Origin of the sequence: Streptomyces sp. NPDC048370 (assembly GCF_043200825.1) — a bacterium.
Classification (GTDB): domain Bacteria; phylum Actinomycetota; class Actinomycetes; order Streptomycetales; family Streptomycetaceae; genus Streptomyces.
Map to the genome: position 1 here is coordinate 14,867 of NZ_JBICYI010000019.1, position 25,791 is coordinate 40,657.

Here is a 25,791-nt window from a genome sequence, read left to right on the forward strand (position 1 = left end):
GAGTGCGCGCGGTCGGAGTGTCGGCCCCCGCCAGTAGGGTGGGGAACATGGCCGACCCCTCCAGCTACCGCCCCAAGCCGGGGCAGATCCCCGACTCGCCGGGGGTGTACAAATTCCGCGACGAGCACCGCCGGGTGATCTACGTCGGGAAGGCGAAGTCCCTGCGCCAGCGGCTGGCGAACTACTTCCAGCCGCTCGCGAGCCTGCACCCGCGCACGGCCACGATGGTCACCACGGCCGCCTCCGTCGAGTGGACCGTGGTCTCGACCGAGGTCGAGGCGCTCCAGCTGGAGTACTCCTGGATCAAGGAGTTCGACCCCCGGTTCAACGTCAAGTACCGGGACGACAAGAGCTACCCCTACCTCGCGGTGACCCTGAACGAGGAGTTCCCGCGCGTCCAGGTCATGCGCGGCCACAAGAAGAAGGGCGTGCGCTACTTCGGCCCGTACGCCCACGCGTGGGCCATCCGCGAGACCGTCGACCTGATGCTCCGCGTCTTCCCCGTCCGTACGTGCTCCGCCGGGGTCTTCCGCAACGCCGCCTCCGCCGGACGACCGTGCCTCCTCGGCTACATCGGCAAGTGCTCCGCCCCCTGCGTCGGCCGGGTCACCCCCGACGAGCACCGCGAACTGGCCGACGAGTTCTGCGACTTCATGGCCGGCCGCACCGGCACGTACATCCGCCGCCTGGAGCAGCAGATGACGGCGGCGGCCGAGGAGATGGAGTACGAGAAGGCGGCCAGGCTCCGCGACGACATAGGGGCGCTGCGGCGCGCCATGGAGAAGAACGCCGTCGTCCTCGCCGACGCCACCGACGCCGACCTCATCGCGCTCGCCGAGGACGAGCTGGAGGCCGCCGTCCAGATCTTCCACGTCCGGGGCGGCCGGGTGCGCGGCCAGCGCGGCTGGGTCACGGACAAGGTCGAGGCCGTCTCCACGGCCGGTCTCGTCGAGCACGCGCTCCAGCAGCTGTACGGCGAGGAGAGCGGCGACGCGGTCCCCAAGGAGGTCCTCGTCCCGGCCGTGCCCGAGGACGCCGAGGCCGTCACCCAGTGGCTGAGCGGCCGCCGCGGCTCCCAGGTCTCCCTGCGCGTCCCGCAGCGCGGGGACAAGAAGGACCTGATGGAGACGGTCGCGCGCAACGCGCAGCAGGCGCTCGTGCTGCACAAGACCAAGCGAGCCAGCGATCTGACCACCCGCTCCCGGGCCCTGGAGGAGATCGCCGAGGCGCTGGACCTGGACTCCGCGCCGCTGCGGATCGAGTGCTTCGACATCTCGCACCTCCAGGGGCAGGACGTCGTGGCGTCCATGGTCGTCTTCGAGGACGGGCTGCCGCGCAAGAGCGAGTACCGCCGCTTCCAGATCAAGGGCTTCGAGGGCCAGGACGACGTCCGCTCGATGCACGAGGTGATCAGCCGCCGCTTCAAGCGCTACCTGGCGGAGAAGGAGAAGACGGGGGAGTGGGGCCAGGAGGGCGTGGCCGTCGACGCCGACGGCGACGCGGTGGACGCGACCGACCGGCCCGTGAACGGCTCCGGCGAGGTCCCCGTCGACGACGGGCGCCCCAAGCGCTTCGCGTACCCGCCCCAGCTCGTCGTCGTGGACGGCGGGCAGCCGCAGGTGGCCGCCGCCCGGCGGGCCCTGGACGAGCTCGGGATCGACGACATCGCCGTCTGCGGCCTCGCCAAGCGTCTGGAGGAGGTCTGGCTGCCGGGCGACGACGATCCGGTCGTCCTGCCGCGCTCCAGCGAGGGTCTCTACCTCCTTCAGCGGGTACGTGACACGGCTCACGACTTCGCCATCCGCTACCAGCGCTCGAAGCGGAACAAGCGGGTCAGGACCAGCCCTCTGGACGCCGTCCCGGGCCTCGGCGATACCCGCAAACAGGCGTTGATCAAGCATTTCGGCTCGGTGAAGCGGCTCCGACAGGCGACAATCGAGCAGATCTGCGAGGTCCCCGGCATGGGCCGCAAGACGGCCGAGGCCGTGGCGGTGGCCCTCGCGCAGGCGGCCCCGGCCGCACCCGCCGTGAATACGGCAACCGGAGAGATCATTGAAGACGACGGGGGCAGCACCGCATGACCGCGCACGATCAGCACGACCAGCACGATGAGCAAGAGAAGCAGCGAGAAGACGGAGCAGGACACGTGAGTACGGGCACGAAGGAGGCCGGTGAGACCGCCGACGCGGCGGCCATCCCCGAGCTGGTGATCATCTCCGGCATGTCCGGCGCCGGCCGGTCCACCGCGGCGAAGTGCCTGGAGGACCTCGGCTGGTTCGTCGTCGACAATCTGCCGCCCGCGCTGATCCCCACCATGGTGGAGCTCGGCGCCCGTTCCCAGGGCAATGTGGCCCGGATCGCCGTCGTCGTCGACGTCCGCGGCCGGCAGTTCTTCGACGCCCTGCGGGAGTCCCTCGCCGCCCTCGACGCCCAGCAGGTCACCCGGCGGATCGTCTTCCTGGAGTCCTCCGACGAGGCCCTGGTCAGGCGGTTCGAGTCGGTCCGCAGGCCGCACCCGCTCCAGGGCGACGGCCGCATCACCGACGGCATCGCCGCCGAGCGGGACCTGCTGCGCGAGCTGCGCGGCGACGCCGACCTGGTGATCGACACCTCCAGCCTCAACGTCCACGAGCTGCGCGCCAAGATGGACGCCCAGTTCGCCGGCGACGAGGAGCCGGAGCTGCGGGCCACGGTCATGTCCTTCGGATTCAAGTACGGGCTGCCCGTCGACGCCGACCTCGTCGTCGACATGCGCTTCCTGCCCAACCCGCACTGGGTCCCCGAGCTGCGCCCCTTCACCGGGCTCAACGAGGAGGTCTCGGCCTACGTCTTCAACCAGCCGGGTGCCAAGGAGTTCCTCGACCGCTACACCGAGCTGCTCCAGCTGATCGCCGCGGGCTACCGCCGCGAGGGCAAGCGGTACGTGACCATCGCCGTCGGCTGCACGGGCGGCAAGCACCGCTCCGTCGCCACGTCCGAGAAGCTCGCCGCCCGCCTCGCCGCGGAAGGGGTCGAGACCGTCGTCGTCCACCGGGACATGGGGCGCGAGTGAAGCCGTACCGCAGGCGTACGTCCACCCTTCCGGTACGTACGCTCCGCAGGCGCGGCGCCCAGCCCAAGGTCGTCGCGCTGGGCGGGGGCATGGGCCTGTCGGCCTCCCTCGCCGCCCTGCGCCGGATCACGGGCGACCTGACCGCCGTGGTCACCGTCGCCGACGACGGCGGCTCCAGCGGCCGGCTCCGGGAGGAGCTGGGCGTGCTGCCCCCCGGTGACCTGCGCAAGGCGCTCGCCGCGCTCTGCGGGGACGACGACTGGGGCCAGACCTGGTCCCGGGTCATCCAGCACCGCTTCCAGTCCAAGGGCGACCTGCACGAGCACGCGGTCGGCAATCTGCTGATCGTCGCGCTCTGGGAGCAGCTCGGCGACCATGTGCTCGCCCTGGACCTGGTCGGCAAGCTGCTCGGCGCGCAGGGCCGGGTGCTGCCGATGTCCGCCGTGCCGCTGGAGCTCCAGGCCCTGGTCAGGGGGCACGACCCGGAGCGCCCCGACGACGTGGACACGGTCCGCGGCCAGGCCACGGTGGCGCTCACGCCCGGTGACGTGCAGTCGGTGAACCTCGTCCCGCAGGACCCGCCCGCCGTGCCGGAGGCCGTCGCGGCCGTCCGGGACGCGGACTGGGTGGTGCTCGGCCCCGGCTCCTGGTTCTCCTCGGTGATCCCGCACCTGCTCGTCCCCGAGCTGCTCGACGCGCTGACCGAGACCAAGGCCCGCAAGGTCCTCTCGCTGAACCTCGCGCCGCAACCGGGAGAAACCGAGGGGTTCTCTCCGCAGCGTCATTTGGAGGTTTTGGGACGACACGCCCCTAAACTCGCCCTGGACGTGGTGCTGGCCGACGAGGCCGCCGTGCCCGATCGCGAGTCCCTCGCCGATGCCGCCAAGCGGCTCGGCGCCGCGGTCGAGCTGGCGCCGGTGGCCCGTGCCGACGGTCTCCCGAAGCATGATCCGGAGCTGTTGGCCGCCGCGTACGACCGTATTTTTCGGATGCATGGAAGGATCGGCCCATGGCGATGACGGCAGCGGTGAAGGACGAGATCTCCCGGCTTCCCGTCACCCGGACCTGCTGCAGGAAGGCAGAGGTCTCGTCGATCCTGCGGTTCGCGGGCGGTCTGCACCTGGTGAGCGGGCGGATCGTGATCGAGGCGGAGCTCGACACCGCGATGGCGGCACGGCGGCTCAAGCGGGACATCCTGGAGATCTTCGGGCACAGCTCGGAGCTGATCGTGATGGCCCCCGGCGGCCTGCGGCGCGGCTCCCGCTTCGTCGTACGGGTGGTGGCGGGCGGCGACCAGCTGGCCCGGCAGACCGGCCTGGTCGACGGCAGGGGCCGCCCGATCCGCGGGCTGCCCCCGCAGGTCGTCTCGGGTGCCACCTGCGATGCCGAGGCGGCCTGGCGCGGCGCCTTCCTGGCGCACGGCTCGCTCACCGAGCCCGGGCGCTCCTCCTCCCTGGAGGTGACCTGCCCCGGCCCGGAGGCGGCGCTCGCCCTGGTGGGCGCGGCGCGTCGGCTGAGCATCGCCGCGAAGGCCCGTGAGGTCCGGGGCGTGGACCGGGTGGTCGTCCGGGACGGCGACGCGATCGGCGCCCTGCTGACCCGGCTCGGCGCCCACGAGTCGGTGCTCGCCTGGGAGGAGCGGCGGATGCGCCGCGAGGTCCGGGCCACGGCGAACCGGCTGGCCAACTTCGACGACGCCAACCTGCGCCGCTCGGCGCGTGCGGCGGTCGCCGCCGGTGCCCGGGTGCAGCGCGCCCTGGAGATCCTCGGCGAGGAGGTGCCCGAGCACCTCGCGGCCGCGGGCCGGCTGCGCATGGAGCACAAGCAGGCCTCCCTGGAGGAGCTGGGCGCGCTCGCCGAGCCGCCGCTGACCAAGGACGCGGTCGCGGGCCGGATCCGCCGTCTGCTGGCGATGGCCGACAAGCGGGCGCAGGACCTGGGGATCCCCGGGACCGAGTCGACCCTGACCGAGGAGCTGGACGACAGCCTCGTCGGCTGACACCGCCTCAGTCGCTCAACTCTCCGCTGCCGGTGCCTTTCTGAGGCACCGGCAGCACCCGTTCGGCCCGCACGGCACCCTTGACATGATCATGAACGGTGATCAGCCTGGCGTCTGTTCACTTTCGTGGCAGACAACAGCAAGGGGGGCTTATGAGGCGCAGAGCGCGAGCGATCCTCGCGGCGGGTTCACTGCTGATCGCGGGGCTTGTGGCGGCACCCGTCGCCGGAGCGGAACCTCAGGACACGAACGGCGGCGGTGACGCCCTCTCCGTGTGGCGCGCGACGGTCAGCAAGGAACAGGTGCCGCTGCTCCTCGAAGCGGGCACCGACGGCCACGAGCTGACCGAGCAGGTGCCGGAGAAGGGCTCCACCACCCTGGAGCTGTACCTCACCGACAAGCAGGCGGGGCAGCTGCGCGGCAAGGGGATCCAGCTCGCCGAGCACACCCTCTCCGCCCGGGCCGAGCAGCGGGTCGCGGGCGCGGGGGACGGCGTCTTCCGCCCGTACGGCGGGACGGGCGGCCTCAAGCAGGAGATCCTCGCCACCGCCCAGGCCCACCCGGACCTCACCAAGGTCGTCTCGCTCGGCAAGACCGTCAAGGGCCAGGACATCCTCGCCCTCAAGCTCACCAAGGGCGCCAAGAAGGCCAAGGACGGCACCAGGCCCGCGACGCTGTACATGTCCAACCAGCACGCCCGTGAGTGGATCACCCCCGAGATGACCCGGCGGCTGATGCACCACTACCTCGACGGTTACGGCACGGACGCGCGGATCACGAAGATCGTCGACTCCACCGAGCTGTGGTTCGTGCTCTCCGCCAACCCGGACGGCTACGACTTCACCCACGCCGACCCCGACAACCGCCAGTGGCGCAAGAACCTCCGCGACAACGACGGCGACGGCACCATCGCCCCCGGCGACGGCGTCGACCTCAACCGTAACTTCGCCTACAAGTGGGGCTACGACAACGAGGGTTCGTCCCCCGACCCGGCCGACGAGACCTACCGCGGCCCCCGCGCGATGTCCGAGCCCGAGACCAAGGCGCTCGACGCCTTCCAGAAGCGCATCGGTTTCCAGTACGGCATCAACTACCACTCCGCCGCCCAGCTGCTGCTCTACGGGGTCGGCTGGCAGGTCGCCACCGACACCCCCGACGACGTGGCCCTCAAGTCCCTCGCCGGCACCCCGGCGAAGTCCGCCGTCCCCGGCTACCGGCCGCAGGTCTCCTCCGAGCTGTACACCACCAACGGCGAGGCCGACGGACACGCGGCCAACGTCAACGGGATGCAGATGTTCACCCCGGAGATGTCGACCTGCGCCACCGTCTCCCGCATCGACCCGAACGACGCCTGGGAGCCCGCCGACTGCGCCTCCGTCTTCACCTTCCCCGACGACGAGAAGCTGATCCAGGCGGAGTTCGCCAAGAACATCCCCTTCGCGCTCGCCGTCGCCGAGACCGCCGCCCACCCGGACCGGCCCGTCTCCGTCACCGGACTCGAGGCGCCCGACTTCACCCCGGCCGCCTTCACCACCTCCTACGCCCGCGGCGGCGACCAGGAGGTCTCCGTGACCGCCCGCAAGTCGCTGCGCGGCAAGGAGCTGAAGTACCGGATCAACGGCGGCCGTACGCACACCGAACGGCTCGAGGCCTGGCGGGGCGGCGAGACGTACGGAGGCGAGGACAACCTCTACTTCGACCGGTACCGCGCCGAGGTCGAGGACACCGAACCCGGCGACACGGTCGAGGTCTGGTTCACCGCCCGCACCCGCGAGGGCCGGGCGACCGCCTCCGCCCCGTTCACGTACACCGTGGCCGACCGGCCGCGCGCGGACGTGCTCGTCCTCGCCGAGGAGGGCGGCACGACCGCCGCGAAGCACACCGCCTCCTATGTGAAGGCGCTCGCCGACAGCGGCCGCAAGGCCGCCGTCTGGGACGTCGCCACCCAAGGCGTCCCCGACCCGCTGGGCGTCCTGAGCCACTTCCGTACGGTCGTCTGGTACACCGGCGCCGAAGCGCCCTCAGGGCCCGTCACGCTGGCCGTGCGGGAGTACCTCAACGAGGGCGGCAAGCTGGTCAACGCCGGTGAGAAGTCCGGCGGGCTCGTCGACATCGGCCGGGCCACGTCCAACGACTTCGCCCAGTACTACCTCGGCGCCTACCACCGGGCCGGGCTGAACGGCCCGCCGTCCTTCGCCGGGTCCGGCGGCTTCGCCGGCGTCACCGGTGCCCTCGGCGGTACGGCCGACAACCCGCTGGACAACGCCGGCGCGTACACCGTCACCTCGGACACCCTGGCGCCGCGCCGGTTCCCGCAGTTCGGCAGCAGCCGGTCCGCCGGTGACTACCCGGGCGTCCGCACCCCCTTCGAGCCGTACGAGGGCACGCAGTTCGCCGCCGTCCGGCACACCGACGACACCTGGGCCCGACTCAGCCGCACCGTCGACCTCACCGGCGTCGCCGCGGCCTCGAAGCCCAGCCTCCGCTTCCAGGTCAGCTACGACACCGAGCCCGGCTACGACAACCTCGTCGTCGAGGCCCACACCGTCGGCCAGGACGACTGGACCACGCTGCCCGACGCCAACGGCGGCACCTCCACCGCCGCCCCCGCCGACTGCGGCGAGGGCTACTACGTCCAGGGCCACCCCTTCCTCGCCCACTACCTGACCGTCGGCGAGGACGGCTGCGCCACCACCGGCACCACCGGCTCCTGGAACGCCTTCACCGGCCCCTCCAACGGCTGGCGGCAGGCCTCGATCGACCTGAGCGCCTACGCGGGCAAGCAGGTCGAGCTCTCCCTCTCGTACATCGCCGACCCCGGCACCGGCGAGATGGGCGCCTTCGTCGACGACACCGCGCTCGTCGTCGGCGGCACGGCCGGCTCGAGCGAGGGCTTCGAGACCGCGCTCGGCGCGTGGTCCGTACCGGGACCGCCGGCCGGCAGCCCCGGGAACGGCAGCGACTGGGCCCGCTCCGCCGGGCTCTTCCACTCCCAGGCTGCCGTCACCACGCGCGACACCGTGCTCCTCGGCTTCGGCCTGGAACACATGCCCAGCGCGGCCGACCGCAGCAGACTGATCCGAAAGGCGCTCGGCACCCTGCACGGCTGAGCGGGCACCCGCACTATTGATCACAGTCAGTGATCGGGACGAATTGCGCACCGTGGCCCGAACCCGTCGGTAATAACGGGCCACGGTGCAATCCCGGGGTCTTCCGACCGCACACGATGTCACTCTCAGCCGATGGGAGAGGTAGGGTCGTAAGCGGTCGGGGACATCCCTAAAAGAATCTCGCCGGCGTCGAAACCCGGCGTACCTAACGAGGAGATCGGTTCGTGACGATCCGCGTAGGCATCAACGGCTTTGGCCGCATCGGTCGCAACTACTTCCGCGCGCTCCTTGAGCAGGGTGCCGACATCGAGATCGTGGCTGTCAACGACCTGGGTGACACCGCGACCACTGCTCACCTGCTGAAGTACGACACGATCCTGGGGCGCCTCAAGGCCGAGGTCACCCACACGGCAGACACCATCACCGTCGACGGTCACACCATCAAGGTGCTGTCCGAGCGCAACCCGGCCGACATCCCCTGGGGCGACCTGGGCGTCGACATCGTCATCGAGTCGACCGGCATCTTCACCAAGAAGGCCGACGCCGAGAAGCACATCGCCGGTGGCGCGAAGAAGGTCCTCATCTCGGCTCCGGCCAAGGACGAGGACATCACCATCGTCATGGGCGTCAACCAGGAGAAGTACGACCCGGCGCAGCACCACGTCATCTCCAACGCCTCCTGCACCACCAACTGTGTGGCGCCGATGGCCAAGGTCCTCGACGAGAACTTCGGCATCGTCAAGGGCCTGATGACGACGGTCCACGCGTACACCAACGACCAGCGCATCCTGGACTTCCCGCACTCCGACCTGCGTCGCGCCCGCGCCGCCGCGGAGAACATCATCCCGACCACGACCGGTGCCGCCAAGGCCACCGCCCTGGTCCTGCCGCAGCTCAAGGGCAAGCTGGACGGCATCGCCATGCGCGTCCCGGTCCCGACCGGCTCGGCCACCGACCTGGTCGTGGAGCTGCAGCGCGAGGTCACCAAGGACGAGGTCAACGCCGCGTTCAAGAAGGCCTCCGAGGACGGCGACCTCAAGGGCATCCTGTACTACACCGAGGACCCGATCGTGTCCTCGGACATCGTCAGCGACCCGGCGTCCTGCACCTTCGACTCCTCCCTGACCATGGTCCAGGAGGGCAAGTCGGTCAAGATCCTCGGCTGGTACGACAACGAGTGGGGCTACTCCAACCGTCTCGTCGACCTCACCGTCTTCGTCGGAAACCAGCTCTGATATTCCAGACGTAGGCACCTCGATGTGAGCACAGGGCTCGGACAGCGCAAGGATGCGCTGTCCGAGCCCTGTGCCGTGTGCTTCACCGCGTTCCAAGGAGTCCAGTAGAAGATGAAGACGATCGACGAGCTTCTCGCCGAAGGCGTCGCCGGCAAGCGGGTATTCGTCCGCGCCGACCTCAACGTGCCGCTGGCCGGCACGGCCATCACCGACGACGGGCGGATCCGCGCCGTCCTCCCCACGGTCAAGGCGCTCGCCGAGGCCGGCGCCCGGGTCGTGGTCGCCTCGCACCTGGGCCGCCCCAAGGGCGCCCCGGACCCGGCGTTCTCCCTCGCCCCGGCCGCCGCGCGCCTCGGTGAACTCCTCGGCGCCGACGTGGCCTTCGCGACCGACACCGTCGGCGAGTCCGCCACGGCGACCGTCGCGGGCCTCGCCGACGGCCAGGTGGCCGTGATCGAGAACCTGCGCTTCAACGCGGGCGAGACGTCCAAGGACGACGACGAGCGCACGGCGTTCGCCCGGCAGCTCGCCGAGCTCGCCGACCTCTACGTCGGCGACGGCTTCGGCGCCGTGCACCGCAAGCACGCCTCGGTCTTCGACCTCCCGGCCCTGCTGCCGCACGCCGCCGGCTACCTCATCGCCACCGAGGTCGGCGTCCTGAAGAAGCTGACCGCGGACGTCAAGCGCCCCTACGTGGTCGTGCTCGGCGGCGCCAAGGTCTCCGACAAGCTCGCCGTCATCGACGAGCTGCTCGGCAAGGCCGACCGCATCCTCATCGGCGGCGGCATGGCCTACACCTTCCTCAAGGCCCAGGGCCACGAGGTCGGCATCTCCCTCCTCCAGGAGGACCAGATCCCGACGGTGACCGAGTACATGGCGCGCGCGAAGAAGAACGGCGTGGAGCTCGTCCTCCCCGTCGACGTGCTCGTCTCCACCGACTTCCCGGACCTGAAGACGAAGGCCCCGGCCGACTTCGAGACCGTCGGCGCCGACGCGATCCCCTCGAAGAAGGAGGGCCTCGACATCGGCCCGAAGACCCGCGAGCTGTACGCCTCGAAGATCGCGGACGCCGAGACCGTCTTCTGGAACGGTCCGGTGGGAGTCTTCGAGCACCCCGACTACGCCGAAGGCACCCGCGCGATCGCGCAGGCCCTCGTCGACAGCAACGCCTTCACCGTCGTCGGCGGTGGCGACTCGGCCGCCGCCGTGCGCACCCTGGGCTTCGACGAGAATGCCTTCGGCCACATCTCGACCGGTGGTGGCGCCTCCCTCGAATACCTCGAGGGCAAGACGCTCCCCGGCCTCGCCGCACTGGAGGACTGAACACCTTGAGCACCCGCACCCCGCTGATGGCGGGCAACTGGAAGATGAACCTCAACCACCTCGAGGCCATCGCCCACGTCCAGAAGCTCGCCTTCGCGCTGACCGACAAGGACTACGACGCCGTCGAGGTCGCGGTCCTGCCGCCCTTCACGGACCTGCGGTCCGTCCAGACCCTGGTCGACGGCGACAAGCTCAAGATCAAGTACGGCGCCCAGGACATCTCGGCGCAGGACTCCGGTGCGTACACCGGCGAGATCTCGGGCCTCATGCTGTCCAAGCTGAAGTGCGCCTACGTCGCCGTGGGCCACTCCGAGCGCCGGCAGTACCACGCCGAGACGGACGAGATCTGCAACGCCAAGGTCAAGGCCGCCTACAAGCACGGGATCACCCCGATCCTCTGCGTCGGCGAGGGCCTGGACGTCCGCAAGGCCGGCCGGCAGGTCCAGTACACCCTCGACCAGCTCGACGGCGGTCTGAAGGACCTCCCGGCCGAGCAGGCCGAGTCCATCGTGATCGCGTACGAGCCGGTGTGGGCCATCGGCACCGGCGAGGTCGCCACCCCCGAGGACGCGCAGGAGGTCTGCGGGGCGATCCGCGGGCGTCTCGCGGAGCTGTACTCGCAGGAGCTGGCCGACAAGGTCCGCATCCAGTACGGCGGCTCGGTCAAGGCCGGCAACGTGGCCGCGATCATGGCGCAGCCCGATGTCGACGGTGCCCTGGTGGGCGGCGCGGCGCTGGACTCCGAGGAGTTCGTCAAGATCGTCCGCTTCCGCGATCAGTGACGCGATCGGTGAGTAGGCGGTAGCGACGATCCGTCGTACCCTTGCGGGGGTCGGGCAGGACCTGCCCGACCCCCGTCCGTATAAGTCCGAGGAAGTTGGTCCAGCCGTGGTTATGGGGTTCTCGATCGCCCTGATCGTCTTCAGCGCGCTGCTGATGCTGCTCGTGCTGATGCACAAGGGGAAGGGCGGCGGCCTCTCCGACATGTTCGGCGGTGGCATGCAGTCGTCCGTCGGTGGCTCCTCGGTTGCCGAGCGCAACCTGGACCGCATCACCGTCGTGGTCGGTCTGATGTGGTTCGCCTGCATTGTCGTGCTTGCGCTTCTGATGAAGTTGGACGTGTAACTCCAATCACTGGACGCGCGTTGGGCCTTACGTAGACTGGGGCATCTTCGAGCACCATCACGCAGGGAGTTACGACCGTGGCAAGTGGCAACGCGATCCGGGGAAGCCGGGTCGGAGCGGGGCCGATGGGGGAGGCCGAGCGGGGCGAGTCGGCGCCGCGCCTCCGCATCTCCTTCTGGTGCTCGAACGGGCACGAGACGCAGCCGAGCTTCGCCAGTGACGCACAGGTTCCGGAGACGTGGGACTGCCCGCGTTGCGGCTTCCCGGCCGGTCAGGACCGGGACAACCCCCCGGACCCGCCGCGCACCGAGCCGTACAAGACGCACCTCGCGTACGTACGCGAGCGGCGCAGCGACGCGGACGGCGAGGCGATCCTCGCGGAGGCGCTCGCCAAGCTGCGCGGCGAGATCTGAGCGTGGTGTGACAGTGTGACGAACGGGCCCTGCCCGCGAATTCGGTTCGCGGACAGGGCCCGTTCGCGTACGTACATCCCGCCACGCCGCCTCCTGCTCGCCGGAACACACCCGCCCTCCTCGCGGCGGCGCTGTTCGCGCTCGCCGTTGCGTCCTCGGCCCCGCTGATCAACTAGGTTGGAGTGGCAGCGGGGCAAGCAGGCAGGAAGAGAAGAAGTAGGCGATGTCCGAGATGAACGCAGAAGGACGTACGAGGCTCAACCGGACGCCGGAATGGGCCGCCCTCGGCAAGCACCGCGAGCAGCTGGGAGACACCCATCTGCGCGAGCTGTTCGCCGCCGACCAGGACCGCGGCACCGCGTACACGCTGCGCGTCGGCGATCTGGACCTGGACTACTCCAAGAACCTCGTCACCGACGAGACGCTGGCGCTGCTGCGCGAGCTGGCCGCCGCGACCGGCGTGGCCGAGCTGCGCGACGCCATGTTCCGCGGTGAGAAGATCAACACCACCGAGGACCGCGCGGTCCTGCACACCGCGCTGCGCGCGCCGCGCGACGCCGTGATCGAGGTCGACGGCGAGAACGTCGTCCCGGCCGTCCACGCCGTCCTCGACAAGATGGCCGCCTTCGCGGACAAGGTCCGCGCGGGCGAGTGGACCGGTCACACCGGCAAGCCGATCAAGAACATCGTGAACATCGGCATCGGCGGCTCCGACCTCGGCCCCGCCATGGCCTACGAGGCCCTGCGCGCCTACACCCAGCGGGACCTGACGTTCCGTTTCGTCTCCAACGTGGACGGCGCCGACCTCCACGAGGCCGTCCGCGACCTCGACCCGGCCGAGACGCTCTTCATCGTCGCCTCCAAGACCTTCACGACCATCGAGACGGTCACCAACGCCACCTCCGCCCGGAACTGGCTGCTGACCGGCCTCAGGGCCGATCAGGCCGCGGTCGCCAAGCACTTCGTGGCCCTGTCGACCAACGCCGAGAAGGTCCAGGACTTCGGCATCGACACGGCCAACATGTTCGAGTTCTGGGACTGGGTCGGCGGGCGCTACTCCTACGACTCCGCCATCGGCCTCTCCCTGATGATCGCCATCGGCCCGGAGCACTTCCGCGAGATGCTCGACGGCTTCCACCTCGTCGACGAGCACTTCCGTACCGCCCCGCCCGAGGAGAACGCACCGCTGCTGCTCGGCCTCCTCGGCGTCTGGTACGGCGGGTTCTTCGACGCCCAGTCGCACGCCGTCCTGCCGTACTCCCACTACCTGTCGAAGTTCACGGCCTACCTCCAGCAGCTCGACATGGAGTCCAACGGCAAGTCCGTCGACCGCGACGGCAACCCCGTCGACTGGCAGACAGGACCGGTCGTCTGGGGCACGCCCGGTACCAACGGTCAGCACGCGTACTACCAGTTGATCCACCAGGGCACGAAGCTCATCCCCGCCGACTTCATCGGCTTCGCCGAGCCCGTCGCCGATCTGCTCCCCGGCCTCGTCGCCCAGCACGACCTGCTGATGGCCAACTTCTTCGCCCAGACGCAGGCGCTTGCCTTCGGCAAGACCGCCGACGAGGTACGGGCCGAGGGCGTCGCCGAGGAACTCGTCCCGCACAAGACGTTCCAGGGCAACCACCCCACGACGACGATCCTGTCCAAGGAACTCACCCCCTCCGTCCTCGGCCAGCTCATCGCGCTCTACGAGCACAAGGTGTTCGTCCAGGGCGCGATCTGGAACATCGACTCCTTCGACCAGTGGGGCGTCGAACTGGGCAAGGTCCTCGCCAAGAAGATCGAGCCCGTGCTCACCGCGGGCAAGGGAGGGGACGAGCTCGACGGCTCGACCGCCGGACTCGTCGCCACCTACCGGTCGCTGCGCGGGAGGTAGACCCGATGAGGGGGGAGAACGCGGTGTCGGTAGAGGTGCGGCTGCGGCCGCCCAGCAACACGCTGAACGACCGGGCCGTCGGCTGGTGGCGTGCCCAGTGGCTGCTGACCACCGCCGTGCCGGTGGTGGTCCTCGCCGTCCTCGGGGCGCTCATCGAGCCGGCCCGGTTCTGGCTGTGGACGCCCGCCGCCGTCCTGGCGGTCGCCGGCCTCGCCTGCGCCGCGTTCTTCCCCTCCTGGTGGTTCCGGGTCCACCGCTGGGAGGTCACCGAGGACGCCGTCTACGTCCGTACCGGGCTCTTCCGGCAGGAGTGGCGGATCGCGCCCATGTCCCGGATCCAGACCGTCGACACCGTCCGCGGCCCGCTGGAGCAGCTGTACAAGCTCGCCACGGTCACCGTCACCACGGCCTCCTCCAAGGGCGCGCTCCGCATCGAGGGCCTCGACCACGAACTGGCGGCGGACCTCGCCGAGAAGCTCACCCGCATCACCCAGGCCACCCCGGGGGACGCCACATGAGCGAGGAGTCGGGCGGCGTCCCCGAGCAGTCGGGCGGCGTCCGCGAGGAGTGGCGGCGGCTCGACCGTCGTACGGTCCTGGTCACGGCCGTCGTCCTCGCGGGCGTCGCCGGCGGCGCCGCCCTGCCCACGTTCTTCGGCCTGACCAACTCCCTGTCCGCCGGGCGGGCCGTCGCCTGGATCCTCGCAGGGGCCGTCCTCCTCATCGGCGTCGGCTCGGCCGGCGACTACGTCCGCTGGCGGCGCACCCGCTACCGCATCGGCGTCGAACGGGCCGAACTCCACACCGGACTCCTGCTGGTCAAACGCCGCTCGCTGGCCCGCGAGCGGATCCGCAGCGTCGACCTGACCGCCAACCCGCTGCAGCGCGTCCTCGGCCTGGTCGAGGTCCGCATCGGCACCGGCGAGCACCACGGCGGCGGCGAGTCCACCCTCGAACTCGACCCCGTGGCCCGGGCCGAGGGCGAGCGGCTCCGCCGCGAACTGCTCGACCGCACGGCCCCCGCCACCGAGGACACCCCCCACGACGGCGCCCTCGCCGTCCTCGACCCGCGCTGGATCCGCTACGCCCCGGTCTCCTTCGTCGCCGTGCTGCTCGGCGGAGCGGCGGCCGGCGCCGTGATGCAGGTCAGCGAGTGGTTCGGCGCCCAGAGGGAGGTCATCGACTGGATAGGGGACCGCTTCCAGGACACCTCCGTCGTGTCGATGATCCTCGTCCTGATCCTCCTCGCCGTCCTCGCAGGCACGGTCGGCGCGCTCGGCCTCTGGGTCGAGATGTGGTGGAACTACCGCCTGGAGCGCGAGCCCGGCGGCTCCCTGCGGGTCCGCCGCGGCCTCTTCACCGCCCGCTCGATCTCCATCGAGGAACGCCGGCTGAGGGGCGTCGAACTGGTCGAGCCGCTGGGCGTCCGGATGTGCCGGGCCGCCCGCGTCGACGCCGTCGCCACCGGCCTCACCGAGGACGACGAGGACAAGCACGCCGACAAGAAGACCCTCCTTCCCGCGGCGCCCCGCGCGGTCGCCGACCGGGTCGCCGCGCAGGTGCTGCGCGCGGCCGAGTCCCCGACGGGCGCGCCGCTCACCGCCCACCCCCGCGCCGCCCGCACCCGGCGGCTGCGCTGGGCCCTGTGGAGCGTGTTCGCCCCGGTCGCGGTCCTCGTGGTCCTCGGGCTGCTCCTCACCCCCGTGCTGCTGTACGTCGCCGCGGGCTGCGCCCTCGTCCTCGGCACCCTCGCCGTGGTGGCCGCGCTCGACGCCTACCGCAACCTCGGCCACGGCGTCACCGGCGCCTACCTGGTGGCCCGTTCCGGCACGATCCGCCGGACCACGGTCGCCCTGGAGCGCGGCGGTGTCATCGGTTGGACGGTCAAGCAGTCGTACTTCCAGCGCCGCGCCGGCCTGTTGACGCTGACCGCGACGACGGCGGCGGGTACGGGCGGGTACGACGTCCACGACGCCGGGCAGAGCGAGGGCCTGACCTTCGCAGCCGAGGCGGTGCCGGAGCTGCTCGCCCCCTTCCTGGAGCCCGTACGGGAAACGCCGGAGGCCCGGTCCACCGTGGTGCGGTGAACCGGGCCTCGTCGAACGTCCGTCAGGCCGAAGCCGGCGGATACAGCGCGCGCGGCAGCTCCGAGGCGGCCGCCGCGTCGAGCAGCCAGAGCGTCCGCGAGCGGCCGTAGGCGCCCGCCGCCGGGGCCTGCACCTCGCCCGCGCCGGACAGCGCGATCGCCGCGGCCTTCGCCTTGTCCTCGCCCGCCGCGAGCAGCCAGACCTCACGCGCGGCCCGGATCGCCGGCAGCGTCAGCGAGATCCGGACCGGCGGCGGCTTGGGCGCGCCGTGCACGCCCACCACCGTGCGCTCCGTCTCGCGCACCGCCGGAAGCTCCGGGAAGAGCGAGGCCACGTGCGTGTCGGGCCCGACGCCCAGCATCAGCACGTCGAACGACGGCACCGAGCCATGGTCCTCGGGACCTGCGGCCGCGGCGAGTTCGGCGGCATAGCCGGCAGCCGCCGCCTCGACGTCATTGCCGTAAGGACCGTCCGAGGCCGGCATCGCGTGCACGCGCGCCGGGTCCAGCGGGACGCCGTCGAGCAGCGCCGCGCGGGCCTGGGTGACGTTCCGCTCCGGGTCGCCCTCGGGCAGGAACCGCTCGTCGCCCCACCACAGATTGAGCCGCGACCAGTCGATCGCGTCCCGCGCGGGGGCCGAACCGAGCGCCGCGAGCAGCCCGTTGCCGTTCCGGCCGCCCGTGAGGACCACGGACGCCGAGCCGCGGGCGGCCTGGGCGTCCACGATCCGGGTGATCAGCCGGGCCGCCGCGGCCTGCGCCATCAGCTCCTTGTCGCGGTGGACGACGAGCTGCGGAGTGCTCACTTGGCCGCCGCCTTCTTGGCCGGGGCCTTCTTCGGAGCGGGCGCGGGTGCCGCCTCGGTCTCGGCGGCAGCCGGGGCCGGCTCCTTCGGGGCCGTCACCTTCGCCTCCTCGTCAAGGCGTGCGAGCCCGAACCGCAGCGCCGAGGCGTACGTGTCGTCCGGGTCGAGCCGCCGCAGCTCCTCGGCGATCAGCTCGGCCGTGTCGCGGCGCTTGAGCGCCACGGCGCGGTTCGGCTGCCCCTCGATGGAGAGCGTCGCGAGCGAGCCGTCCGGCCGGTCGAGGACGATCGGCCCGTTGTCGGACTCCATCCGTACGGAGGTGAGCCCGGGGCCCTGCGACGTGGACCGGCGCACCGGCACCTTGAGCCGGTCCGCCAGCCACATGGCCAGCAGCTCGACGCTGGGGTTGAACTCCTCGCCCTCCACCTCGGCCGAGGTGACCTCGCACACGACCTGGTCGAGCGCGGCGGCGAGCATCGAACGCCACGGGGTGATCCGGGTCCAGGCCAGGTCCGTGTCGCCCGGGGTGTACGTGTCCGCGCGCCCGGTCAACTCGTGGATCGGCTGCTCGGCGGCGTAGGTGTCGGTCACCCGGCGCTGGGCGAGCGCGCCCAGCGGGTCGTTCGCCGGGTCGGCCGGGGAGTTGACCGGCCACCAGACGACGACGGGCGCGTCCGGCAGGAGCAGGGGGAGTACCACCGACTGGGCGTGGTCGGCGACCTCGCCGTACAGCCGGAGGACAACCGTTTCGCCCGTGCTGGCGTCGGCGCCGAGGCGGACCTCGGCGTCGAGCCGTGCCTTCGCGCGGTCGCGCGGCGAACGCGAGGCCCGCTTGATGACGACCAGCGTCCGCGAGGGGTGCTCGCGGGACGCGTCGTTGGCCGCCTTCAGAGCGTCGTAGGCGTTCTCCTCGTCGGTGACGATGACGAGGGTGAGCACCATGCCGACGGCGGGCGTGCCGATGGCACGCCGCCCGAGCACCAGCGCCTTGTTGATCTTGCTGGACGTGGTGTCCGTGAGGTCGGTCTTCATGGCCGGCGCCAGCTCCGTCCGTCTCGTGCGAGCATTTCGTCCGCCTCGACCGGACCCCAGGTCCCGGACTGGTACTGCGCGGGCTTGCCGTGCTTGTCCCAGTACTGCTCGATCGGGTCGAGGATCTTCCAGGAGAGCTCGACCTCCTCGACACGCGGGAAGAGGTTCGAGTCGCCGAGCAGCACGTCCAGGAGGAGCCGCTCGTACGCCTCGGGGCTGGACTCCGTGAAGGACTCGCCGTACGCGAAGTCCATCGACACGTCCCGGACCTCCATCGAGGTGCCCGGCACCTTGGAGCCGAACCGCATCGTCACGCCCTCGTCCGGCTGGACGCGGATGACCAGGGCGTTCTGGCCCAGCTCCTCCGTCGCCGTCTTGTCGAAGGGGGAGTGGGGAGCCCGCTGGAAGACCACCGCGATCTCGGTGACGCGGCGGCCGAGCCGCTTGCCGGTACGGAGGTAGAACGGGACGCCCGCCCAGCGGCGGTTGTCGATCTCCACCTTGATGGCCGCGTAGGTGTCGGTCTTCGACTTGGGGTCGATCCCGTCCTCCTGCAGATAGCCGACGGCCTTCGCGCCGCCCTGCCATCCAGGCGCGTACTGGCCGCGCACGGTCGAGGCGCCCAGGTCCTTCGGCAGCTTCACCGCGCCGAGCACCTTGGTCTTCTCGGCCGCGAGCGCGTCCGCGTCGAAGGAGGCGGGCTCCTCCATCGCGGTCAGCGCGAGCAGCTGGAGGAGGTGGTTCTGGATGACGTCACGGGCGGCGCCGATGCCGTCGTAGTAGCCGGCGCGGCCGCCGATGCCGATGTCCTCGGCCATGGTGATCTGCACGTGGTCGACGTACGACCGGTTCCAGATCGGCTCGAAGAGGGTGTTGGCGAAGCGGAGCGCCAGGATGTTCTGGACGGTCTCCTTGCCCAGGTAGTGGTCGATCCGGAAGACCTCGTTGGGCGGGAAGACCTCGTGGACGACCTCGTTGAGCTCCTTGGCGGAGACCAGGTCGTGGCCGAAGGGCTTCTCGATGACCGCGCGGCGCCAGGAGCCGTCCTTCTGATCGGCCAGTCCGTGCTTCTTCAGCTGCTGGACGACCTTGGGGAAGAACTTCGGCGGCACGGACAGGTAGAAGGCGAAGTTGCCCCCGGTGCCCTGCGCCTTGTCCAGCTCCTCGATGGTGGACTTCAGCTGCTCGAAGGCCTCGTCGTCGTCGAAGTCGCCCTGGACGAAACGCATCCCCTGGATCAGCTGCTGCCACACCTCCTCGCGGAACGGGGTGCGCGCGTGCTGCTCGACGGCGTCGTGGACCTCCTGCGCGAAGTCCTCGTCCTGCCACTCGCGACGGGCGAAGCCGATGAGCGAGAAGCCCGGCGGCAGCAGGCCGCGGTTGGCCAGGTCGTAGACGGCAGGCATCAGCTTCTTACGGGACAAATCGCCCGTGACACCGAAGATCACCAGACCCGACGGCCCCGCGATACGCGGGAGCCGTCGGTCTGCGGCGTCACGGAGCGGGTTGGCTCCGTGGACTGCGCTCAAAGTGCTTACGCCTCCGAAGGTGCGAGGCGCTCAAGCTCCGCCTCGGTCGACTTGAGAAGGTCGTTCCAGGACGCCTCGAACTTCTCGACGCCCTCGTCCTCCAGCAGCTGTACCACGTCGTCGTAGCTGATGCCGAGCTTCTCGACGGCGTCCAGCTCCGCGCGGGCCTGCGCGTAGGTGCCGCGCACGGTGTCGCCGGAGACCTCGCCGTGGTCGGCGGTGGCCTCCAGGGTCGCCTCGGGCATGGTGTTCACCGTGCCGGGAGCGACCAGGTCGACGACGTACAGCGTGTCCTTGTACGCCGGGTCCTTGACGCCGGTCGAGGCCCACAGCGGACGCTGCTTGTTGGCCTGCGCCTTGTCCAGGGCGACCCAGCGCTCGGAGGAGAACACCTCTTCGTACGCCTCGTACGCCAGACGGGCGTTGGCGAGGGCGGCCTTGCCCTTGAGGGCCTTGGCCTCGTCCGTGCCGATGGCGTTCAGGCGCTTGTCGATCTCCGAGTCCACACGGGAGACGAAGAAGGAGGCCACCGAGTGGATCTTGGAGAGGTCGAGGCCGCGCTCGCGGGCCTTCTCCAGACCGGCCAGGTAGGCGTCCATGACCGCGCGGTAGCGCTCGAGCGAGAAGATCAGCGTCACGTTGACGCTGATGCCGAGGCCGATGACCTCGGTGATCGCCGGCAGACCCGCCTTGGTGGCCGGGATCTTGATGAGCGTGTTGGGACGGTCCACCAGCCAGGCCAGCTGCTTGGCCTCGGCGATGGTCGCCGCCGTGTAGTGGGCGAGGCGGGGGTCGACCTCGATCGAGACCCGGCCGTCCTGGCCGTCCGTGGAGTCGTAGACCGGGCGCAGGATGTCGGCGGCGTCCCTCACGTCAGCCGTCGTGATCATGCGGATGGCCTCGTCCACGGTCACCTTGCGGGCGGCCAGGTCGGCGAGCTGCTGGTCGTAACCGTGGCCCTCCGAGATCGCCTTCTGGAAGATGGACGGGTTGGTGGTGACACCCACCACGTGCTGCTGGTCGATGAGCTCGGCCAGGTTTCCGGACGTGATCCGCTGACGCGAGAGGTCGTCGAGCCAGATCGCGACGCCTTCGTCGGAGAGGCGCTTGAGAGCGTCTGTCATGAGAGGTTCTCCAAAATTCGTGTCTAGGGGCGTCAGCGCGCCGCGGCGGCCAGGGATTCCCGGGCGGCGGCGGCCACGGCGTCCGGCGTGAAGCCGAACTCGCGGAAGAGGACCTTCGCGTCGGCCGAGGCACCGAAGTGCTCCAGCGAGACGATCCGGCCGGCGTCGCCGACGTACTTGTGCCAGGTGAGGCCGATACCGGCCTCGACGGCCACGCGCGCCTTCACCGACGGCGGCAGGACGGCGTCCTTGTACGCCTGGTCCTGCTCCTCGAACCACTCGACGGACGGCATCGAGACCACACGGGTCGGGACGCCGGCGGCCTGGAGCTGCTCGCGGGCCTCGACGGCCACGTGCACCTCGGAGCCGGTGCCGATCAGCACGACCTGAGCGTCGCCACCCTCGGCGTCGAACAGCACGTAGCCACCCTTGGCCGCGTCCTCGTTCCAGTCGTACGTCGGGACACCCTGGCGGGTCAGCGCGAGGCCGTGCGGGGCGCCCTTGCCGAACACACGGGTGTGACGCCTGACGATCTCGCGCCAGGCGATGGAGGTCTCGTTGGCGTCCGCCGGGCGGACGACGTTCAGACCGGGGATCGCGCGGAGCGAGGCCAGGTGCTCCACCGGCTGGTGCGTCGGGCCGTCCTCGCCCAGACCGATGGAGTCGTGGGTCCAGACGTACGTCACCGGCAGGTGCATCAGCGCGGAGAGCCGGACGGCGTTGCGCATGTAGTCGGAGAACACCAGGAAGGTGCCGCCGTAGACGCGGGTGTTGCCGTGCAGCGCGATGCCGTTCATCTCCGCGGCCATGGAGTGCTCGCGGATGCCGAAGTGGATCGTGCGGCCGTACGGGTCCGCCTCGGGCAGCGGGTTGCCCTCGGGCAGGAAGGACGAGGTCTTGTCGATCGTCGTGTTGTTCGAGCCGGCCAGGTCGGCCGAGCCGCCCCACAGCTCGGGGATGACGGCGCCGAGCGACTGCAGGACCTTGCCGGACGCGGCGCGGGTGGCGATGCCCTTGCCCGCCTCGAACACGGGAAGCTGCGCCTCCCAGCCCTCCGGCAGCTCGTTGGCCTGGACGCGGTCGAACGTGGCCGCCCGCTCCGGGTTGGCCGTACGCCACTCGGCGAGGGACTTCTCCCACGCGGCGCGGGCCTCACGGCCGCGGTCGCCCAGCGAGCGGGTGTGACCGATGACCTCGTCGGAGACCTCGAAGGTCTGCTCCGGGTCGAAGCCGAGGATCCGCTTGGTGGCCGCGATCTCCTCGTCGCCGAGCGCCGAGCCGTGCGCGGCCTCGGTGTTCTGGGCGTTCGGAGCGGGCCAGGCGATGATCGAGCGCATCGCGATGAACGACGGACGCTCGGTCTCGGCCTCCGCGGCCTTGATCGCCGCGAACAGCGCCGCCGGGTCCAGGTCGCCGTTGGCCCGCGCCTCGACGCGCTGGACGTGCCAGCCGTACGCCTCGTACCGCTTCATCGTGTCCTCGGACACGGCCGTCTCGGTGTCGCCCTCGATCGAGATGTGGTTGTCGTCCCACAGCAGGATCAGGTTGCCGAGCTTCTGGTGACCGGCGAGCGAGGACGCCTCGGCGGAGATGCCCTCCTGCAGGCAGCCGTCACCGGCGATCGCGTAGATCCGGTGGTCGAACGGGGAGGTGCCGGGGGCCGCCTCCGGGTCGAACAGACCGCGCTCGTAGCGGGCGGCCATCGCCATGCCCACGGCGTTGGCGACACCCTGGCCCAGCGGGCCCGTGGTCGTCTCGACGCCCGCGGTGTGCCCGTACTCCGGGTGGCCCGGGGTCTTCGAACCCCAGGTGCGGAACGCCTTCAGGTCGTCCAGCTCGAGCCCGAAGCCCCCCAGGTACAGCTGGGTGTAGAGGGTCAGGGACGAGTGACCGGCGGAGAGCACGAATCGGTCGCGGCCCACCCACTCCGGGTCGGCCGGGTCGTGCCGCATCACCTTCTGGAAGAGGGTGTACGCGGCGGGCGCCAGGCTCATGGCCGTACCGGGATGGCCGTTGCCGACCTTCTGTACGGCGTCCGCGGCCAGGATGCGGGCGGTGTCCACGGCCCGCTGGTCCAATTCGGTCCACTCGAGGTCTGTGGTGGTCGGCTTGGTGCTCACCCTGAGTCAGGGCTCCTCTCCACATGTACGGGAAGCCGGTGACTGAGGGTGTACCGGCGCTGTCGAGCCTACCCCCGTCATCACGTCCATCTTTTCGAGTGCGCGCCCCGGAAAACAGAAGACACGGCAAGACTGCCGGTCACTCCGTCACTTCGCCTCCCGAGCGCTGTCCACCCCTTGGGACGAGCACCCTCAACACGACCCCACCCCCGCGAAGATCGGCGTATGGGCAACGTCTACAGTGGCGTGGTACGCGCAAGTCTTCACCCCGTCTTCATCCGGGGAGCTTGCTGGGAATTCTCTGTCAGGGGTGTGCGTGACGGCCGTCGAGTCCCGACCCGCAGGGGTCGTCTTGACTCCCAGCCCGGGGGGCCATCGGCCGTTCGGGGCCCGCGTCAAGGCATTCGTGGCGCTGACCAAGCCGCGGATCATCGAGCTGCTGCTCATCACGACCGTTCCGGTGATGTTCCTCGCCGAGCAGGGCGTGCCGAATCTGTGGCTGGTACTCGCCACCTGCTTCGGCGGCTACCTCTCGGCGGGCGGCGCCAACGCGCTGAACATGTACATCGACCGCGACATCGACGCGTTGATGGACCGCACCTCCCAGCGTCCGCTGGTCACCGGCGTCCTCACGCCGCGTGAGGGTCTGGTCTTCGGACTGACCCTCGCCGTCGTCTCCACGCTCTGGTTCGGCCTCCTGGTCAACTGGCTCTCCGCCGCACTCTCGCTCGGCGCGCTCCTCTTCTACGTCGTGATCTACACGATGATCCTCAAGAGGCGCACCTCCCAGAACATCGTCTGGGGCGGCATCGCGGGCTGCCTGCCGGTGCTCATCGGCTGGTCGGCCGTCACCAACTCGATGTCGTGGGCCGCGATCATCCTCTTCCTCGTCATCTTCTTCTGGACGCCGCCGCACTACTGGCCGCTGTCGATGAAGGTGAAGGACGACTACGCGCGCGCGGGCGTCCCCATGCTCCCGGTGCTGGCCTCCAACAAGGTCGTGGCCCGGCAGATCGTCGCGTACAGCTGGGTCATGGTCGGCGTCTCGCTGCTGCTCACCCCGCTCGGCTACACCGGCTGGTTCTACACGGCCGTGGCGCTGCTCACCGGCGGCTGGTGGCTCTGGGAGGCGCACGGGCTCCTGAACCGCGCGAAGAACGGCGCGACCGGCGCGAAGCTCAAGGAGATGCGCCTCTTCCACTGGTCGATCACCTATGTCTCGCTGCTCTTCGTGGCGGTCGCGGTCGACCCCTTCCTGAGGTAGTCCCTCAGCTCCTGAGGTAGTCCCTCAGCCCCTGAACAACGGCCGGTGCACGTGGGCAAGACCACGTGCACCGGCCGTCGCCAGTGGATCTACCGCTCGGTAGCATCGGTGGTATGGCAGACACCAAGCAGGCGGAGACCGCGCAGGCGGACAGCAAGCAGGCCGAGCGCAGGGCGGCCAGGCTCGCCAAGCGGATCCAGTCGTTCTCCAAGGAGCACGGCGGCGCCGAGGGCCAGCTCGCCCACATCGGCCAGGCCGGCACCCGGATCGTCCTCGTCGGCGAGGACGGCGGCTGGGGCGACCTGGTGGCCCCGACGTACGCGATCGCCGAGAAGGCGGCCGAGAAGGCCGGTCTCACCCTCCACGAGGAGTTCGACGGCGAGTTCGCCGCCAAGGTCGTCACCGGCCCGTACGAGTGGTCCCGGATGGCCGGGATCCAGCTGGGCGGCCCGTCCAACGCGTAACGCGCCCCCCGCGCACAACCTGCCTCCCCCGCGTATCCGTTCGACGCGGGAGGCAACAACCTCGGGTGGGGCTCACCCGTTAGGACGTGTGGAAGAACGTCCACGCAGGGAGCCCCCCGAATGATCGAGACCCCGAGCCTGGTGGACCAGTACTGCCACGGGGTGCTCCGCACGGAGCTCGGCCTCGGCACCTTCGAGGCCCACCTCGGCAGGACCGGCGGTCCTGCCGCGCCCGGCACCACCTTCTTCGACACCCAGACCGGTTTCGCGGTACGCCGCTGGTGCCCGCCGCTGCTCGGCCTCGAGCCGCACTGCCCGCCGGCCCGCTACCTCGCCCGCCGGCGCGAGCTGGGCGTCCTGGAATCCGGGCGCAGGCTGCTGCGCGCCTCCGGGATCTCCACCTATCTGGTGGACACCGGTCTGCCCGGCGATCTGACCGGCCCCGCCGAGATCGCCTCCGCCGGCGCCGCCGACGCGCACGAGATCGTCCGGCTCGAACTCCTCGCCGAGCAGGTCGCCGACACCTCCGGCTCCGCCGAGGCGCTCCTCGCCAACCTCGCGGAGGCCGTCCACGGCGCCGCCACGACAGCCGTCGCCTTCACCTCCGTGGCGGGGGTGAGTCGGGGGCTCGCCCAGGCCGCCGAGCCGCCGGGTCCCGGCGAGGTACGGGGGGCGGCGGGGCGCTGGCTGGCGAGGCGCGCGGTCGGCGGCCGACTCACCGACCCGGTGCTGCTGCGCCATCTGCTCTGGGTCGCCGTCGCCTCGGGACGGCCGCTCCAGCTGCACGTGGGGAACGAGGACCCGGCGGGGCTCGCCGAGTTCGCCGCGTCCACCAGCGGCCTGGGCACGGACGTCGTCCTGCTGCACGGATACCCGTACCACCGGCAGACGGCCCAGCTGACCGGCCTCTTCCCGCATGTCTACGCCGACCTGGGCTCCGTCCTCGCCAGGACCGGGGCCAGGGCGGCCGCCGTCCTCGCCGAGCTCCTGGAGCTGGCCCCCTTCGGCAAGCTGCTCTTCTCCAGCGGCGCGCAGGCCCTGCCGGAACTGCACATCGTCGCGGCGAGCGTCTTCCGGGGCGCCATGAGCCGGGTCCTCGGCGAGTGGGTCGCCGACGGAGCCTGGTCCCTCAGGGACGCCCAGCGCGTGGCCACGATGATCGCCTCGGGCAACGCGCGCCGGGTCTACCGACTGGCCTGACGGGGCGCGCGGTCACGTCGGGAGGT

General features: G+C 70.6%; 21 protein-coding genes. 16 read left to right on the plus strand and 5 right to left on the minus strand.

From position 1 onward, the window contains the following. The first annotated feature begins 47 nt into the window (after positions 1-47). From uvrC to ACGFYP_RS30745, 13 genes are all read left to right on the plus strand, one after another. Complete coding sequence (gene uvrC / locus ACGFYP_RS30685) at positions 48-2,081, plus strand: excinuclease ABC subunit UvrC (protein ID WP_393500464.1); 2,034 nt, start codon at positions 48-50, stop codon at positions 2,079-2,081. Then, a complete protein-coding gene (rapZ, locus tag ACGFYP_RS30690) occupies positions 2,078-3,052 on the plus strand; it encodes an RNase adapter RapZ (protein ID WP_393500467.1) in 975 nt (324 codons plus the stop codon). Before uvrC ends, rapZ begins: the two co-directional genes overlap by 4 nt. Beyond that, on the plus strand, positions 3,049-4,071 hold the full coding sequence (gene yvcK / locus ACGFYP_RS30695; protein ID WP_361958455.1) for a uridine diphosphate-N-acetylglucosamine-binding protein YvcK: 1,023 nt from the start codon (positions 3,049-3,051) through the stop codon (positions 4,069-4,071). The genes rapZ and yvcK overlap by 4 nt, the downstream gene beginning before the upstream one ends. After that, positions 4,062-5,051: a DNA-binding protein WhiA gene (gene whiA, locus ACGFYP_RS30700; protein WP_393500471.1), complete on the plus strand. Its 990-nt coding sequence runs from the start codon at positions 4,062-4,064 to the stop codon at positions 5,049-5,051. Before yvcK ends, whiA begins: the two co-directional genes overlap by 10 nt. Before the next feature lie 152 nt (positions 5,052-5,203). Next, the gene (locus ACGFYP_RS30705; protein WP_393500474.1) at positions 5,204-8,161 is read left to right on the plus strand and encodes a M14 family zinc carboxypeptidase; all 2,958 of its coding nucleotides are present in this window, start codon (positions 5,204-5,206) and stop codon (positions 8,159-8,161) included. Positions 8,162-8,385: 224 nt separating this feature from the next. Then, positions 8,386-9,396, plus strand: a complete 1,011-nt coding sequence (gene gap / locus ACGFYP_RS30710) for a type I glyceraldehyde-3-phosphate dehydrogenase (protein ID WP_361958464.1) — start codon at positions 8,386-8,388, stop codon at positions 9,394-9,396. A gap of 111 nt (positions 9,397-9,507) precedes the next feature. Continuing rightward, positions 9,508-10,719: a phosphoglycerate kinase gene (locus tag ACGFYP_RS30715; protein ID WP_393500479.1), complete on the plus strand. Its 1,212-nt coding sequence runs from the start codon at positions 9,508-9,510 to the stop codon at positions 10,717-10,719. Between the two features lie 5 nt (positions 10,720-10,724). After that, the gene (tpiA, locus tag ACGFYP_RS30720; protein ID WP_393500482.1) at positions 10,725-11,501 is read left to right on the plus strand and encodes a triose-phosphate isomerase; all 777 of its coding nucleotides are present in this window, start codon (positions 10,725-10,727) and stop codon (positions 11,499-11,501) included. 112 nt (positions 11,502-11,613) lie between these two features. After that, positions 11,614-11,844, plus strand: coding sequence for a preprotein translocase subunit SecG (secG, locus tag ACGFYP_RS30725; protein WP_361958470.1), 231 nt, complete (start codon positions 11,614-11,616; stop codon positions 11,842-11,844). 77 nt (positions 11,845-11,921) lie between these two features. Next, positions 11,922-12,257 carry an RNA polymerase-binding protein RbpA gene (locus ACGFYP_RS30730; protein ID WP_003976875.1) on the plus strand — a complete coding sequence of 112 codons (336 nt, stop codon included), beginning with the start codon at positions 11,922-11,924 and terminating at the stop codon, positions 12,255-12,257. A 232-nt stretch (positions 12,258-12,489) separates the two neighbouring features. Further along, a complete protein-coding gene (gene pgi / locus ACGFYP_RS30735) occupies positions 12,490-14,142 on the plus strand; it encodes a glucose-6-phosphate isomerase (RefSeq protein WP_393500812.1) in 1,653 nt (550 codons plus the stop codon). A gap of 5 nt (positions 14,143-14,147) precedes the next feature. After that, positions 14,148-14,660, plus strand: a complete 513-nt coding sequence (locus ACGFYP_RS30740) for a PH domain-containing protein (RefSeq protein ID WP_393500487.1) — start codon at positions 14,148-14,150, stop codon at positions 14,658-14,660. Then, positions 14,657-16,228 carry a PH domain-containing protein gene (locus tag ACGFYP_RS30745; protein ID WP_393500490.1) on the plus strand — a complete coding sequence of 524 codons (1,572 nt, stop codon included), beginning with the start codon at positions 14,657-14,659 and terminating at the stop codon, positions 16,226-16,228. Before ACGFYP_RS30740 ends, ACGFYP_RS30745 begins: the two co-directional genes overlap by 4 nt. Positions 16,229-16,250: 22 nt before the next feature. Here the strand turns inward: ACGFYP_RS30745 and pgl are convergent, their stop codons facing one another. From pgl to tkt, 5 genes are read right to left on the minus strand one after another with little or no spacing between them, the layout of a single operon-like run. Next, positions 16,251-17,033 (minus strand): 6-phosphogluconolactonase, encoded by a 783-nt coding sequence (gene pgl / locus ACGFYP_RS30750; RefSeq protein ID WP_393500493.1) that lies wholly within the window; start codon positions 17,031-17,033, stop codon positions 16,251-16,253. Beyond that, positions 17,030-18,064, minus strand: coding sequence for a glucose-6-phosphate dehydrogenase assembly protein OpcA (gene opcA, locus ACGFYP_RS30755; RefSeq protein WP_393500496.1), 1,035 nt, complete (start codon positions 18,062-18,064; stop codon positions 17,030-17,032). The genes pgl and opcA overlap by 4 nt, the downstream gene beginning before the upstream one ends. Next, positions 18,061-19,593, minus strand: a complete 1,533-nt coding sequence (gene zwf / locus ACGFYP_RS30760; protein WP_393500499.1) for a glucose-6-phosphate dehydrogenase — start codon at positions 19,591-19,593, stop codon at positions 18,061-18,063. Before zwf ends, opcA begins: the two co-directional genes overlap by 4 nt. Positions 19,594-19,598: 5 nt before the next feature. Beyond that, a complete protein-coding gene (tal, locus tag ACGFYP_RS30765; RefSeq protein ID WP_393500502.1) occupies positions 19,599-20,717 on the minus strand; it encodes a transaldolase in 1,119 nt (372 codons plus the stop codon). Positions 20,718-20,749: 32 nt separating this feature from the next. After that, the gene (gene tkt / locus ACGFYP_RS30770; protein WP_393500505.1) at positions 20,750-22,837 is read right to left on the minus strand and encodes a transketolase; all 2,088 of its coding nucleotides are present in this window, start codon (positions 22,835-22,837) and stop codon (positions 20,750-20,752) included. Between the two features lie 316 nt (positions 22,838-23,153). On the opposite strand from tkt, the gene ACGFYP_RS30775 reads away from it, so the two are divergent. The 3 genes from ACGFYP_RS30775 to ACGFYP_RS30785 all read left to right on the plus strand — a co-directional run bounded on the left by ACGFYP_RS30775 (position 23,154) and on the right by ACGFYP_RS30785 (position 25,765). After that, positions 23,154-24,101, plus strand: coding sequence for a heme o synthase (locus tag ACGFYP_RS30775; protein WP_393500508.1), 948 nt, complete (start codon positions 23,154-23,156; stop codon positions 24,099-24,101). Between the two features lie 113 nt (positions 24,102-24,214). After that, complete coding sequence (locus ACGFYP_RS30780) at positions 24,215-24,565, plus strand: hypothetical protein (protein WP_393500511.1); 351 nt, start codon at positions 24,215-24,217, stop codon at positions 24,563-24,565. A 120-nt stretch (positions 24,566-24,685) separates the two neighbouring features. Then, a complete protein-coding gene (locus ACGFYP_RS30785) occupies positions 24,686-25,765 on the plus strand; it encodes an amidohydrolase family protein (RefSeq protein ID WP_393500514.1) in 1,080 nt (359 codons plus the stop codon). Positions 25,766-25,791: the final 26 nt, after the last annotated feature.

What these genes read in the sequence shown, in the direction of transcription:
- secG (WP_361958470.1), top strand. Translation starts at nt 11,614, where the DNA reads ATGGGGTTCTCGATCGCCCTGATCGTCTTCAGCGCGCTGCTGATGCTG.
- uvrC (WP_393500464.1), top strand. Translation starts at nt 48, where the DNA reads ATGGCCGACCCCTCCAGCTACCGCCCCAAGCCGGGGCAGATCCCCGAC.
- pgi (WP_393500812.1), top strand. Translation starts at nt 12,490, where the DNA reads ATGAACGCAGAAGGACGTACGAGGCTCAACCGGACGCCGGAATGGGCC.
- ACGFYP_RS30740 (WP_393500487.1), top strand. Translation starts at nt 14,148, where the DNA reads ATGAGGGGGGAGAACGCGGTGTCGGTAGAGGTGCGGCTGCGGCCGCCC.
- opcA (WP_393500496.1), bottom strand. Translation starts at nt 18,064, where the DNA reads ATGAAGACCGACCTCACGGACACCACGTCCAGCAAGATCAACAAGGCG.
- ACGFYP_RS30785 (WP_393500514.1), top strand. Translation starts at nt 24,686, where the DNA reads ATGATCGAGACCCCGAGCCTGGTGGACCAGTACTGCCACGGGGTGCTC.
- ACGFYP_RS30705 (WP_393500474.1), top strand. Translation starts at nt 5,204, where the DNA reads ATGAGGCGCAGAGCGCGAGCGATCCTCGCGGCGGGTTCACTGCTGATC.
- tal (WP_393500502.1), bottom strand. Translation starts at nt 20,717, where the DNA reads ATGACAGACGCTCTCAAGCGCCTCTCCGACGAAGGCGTCGCGATCTGG.
- whiA (WP_393500471.1), top strand. Translation starts at nt 4,062, where the DNA reads ATGGCGATGACGGCAGCGGTGAAGGACGAGATCTCCCGGCTTCCCGTC.
- ACGFYP_RS30780 (WP_393500511.1), top strand. Translation starts at nt 24,215, where the DNA reads ATGGCAGACACCAAGCAGGCGGAGACCGCGCAGGCGGACAGCAAGCAG.
- ACGFYP_RS30745 (WP_393500490.1), top strand. Translation starts at nt 14,657, where the DNA reads ATGAGCGAGGAGTCGGGCGGCGTCCCCGAGCAGTCGGGCGGCGTCCGC.
- ACGFYP_RS30715 (WP_393500479.1), top strand. Translation starts at nt 9,508, where the DNA reads ATGAAGACGATCGACGAGCTTCTCGCCGAAGGCGTCGCCGGCAAGCGG.
- rapZ (WP_393500467.1), top strand. Translation starts at nt 2,078, where the DNA reads ATGACCGCGCACGATCAGCACGACCAGCACGATGAGCAAGAGAAGCAG.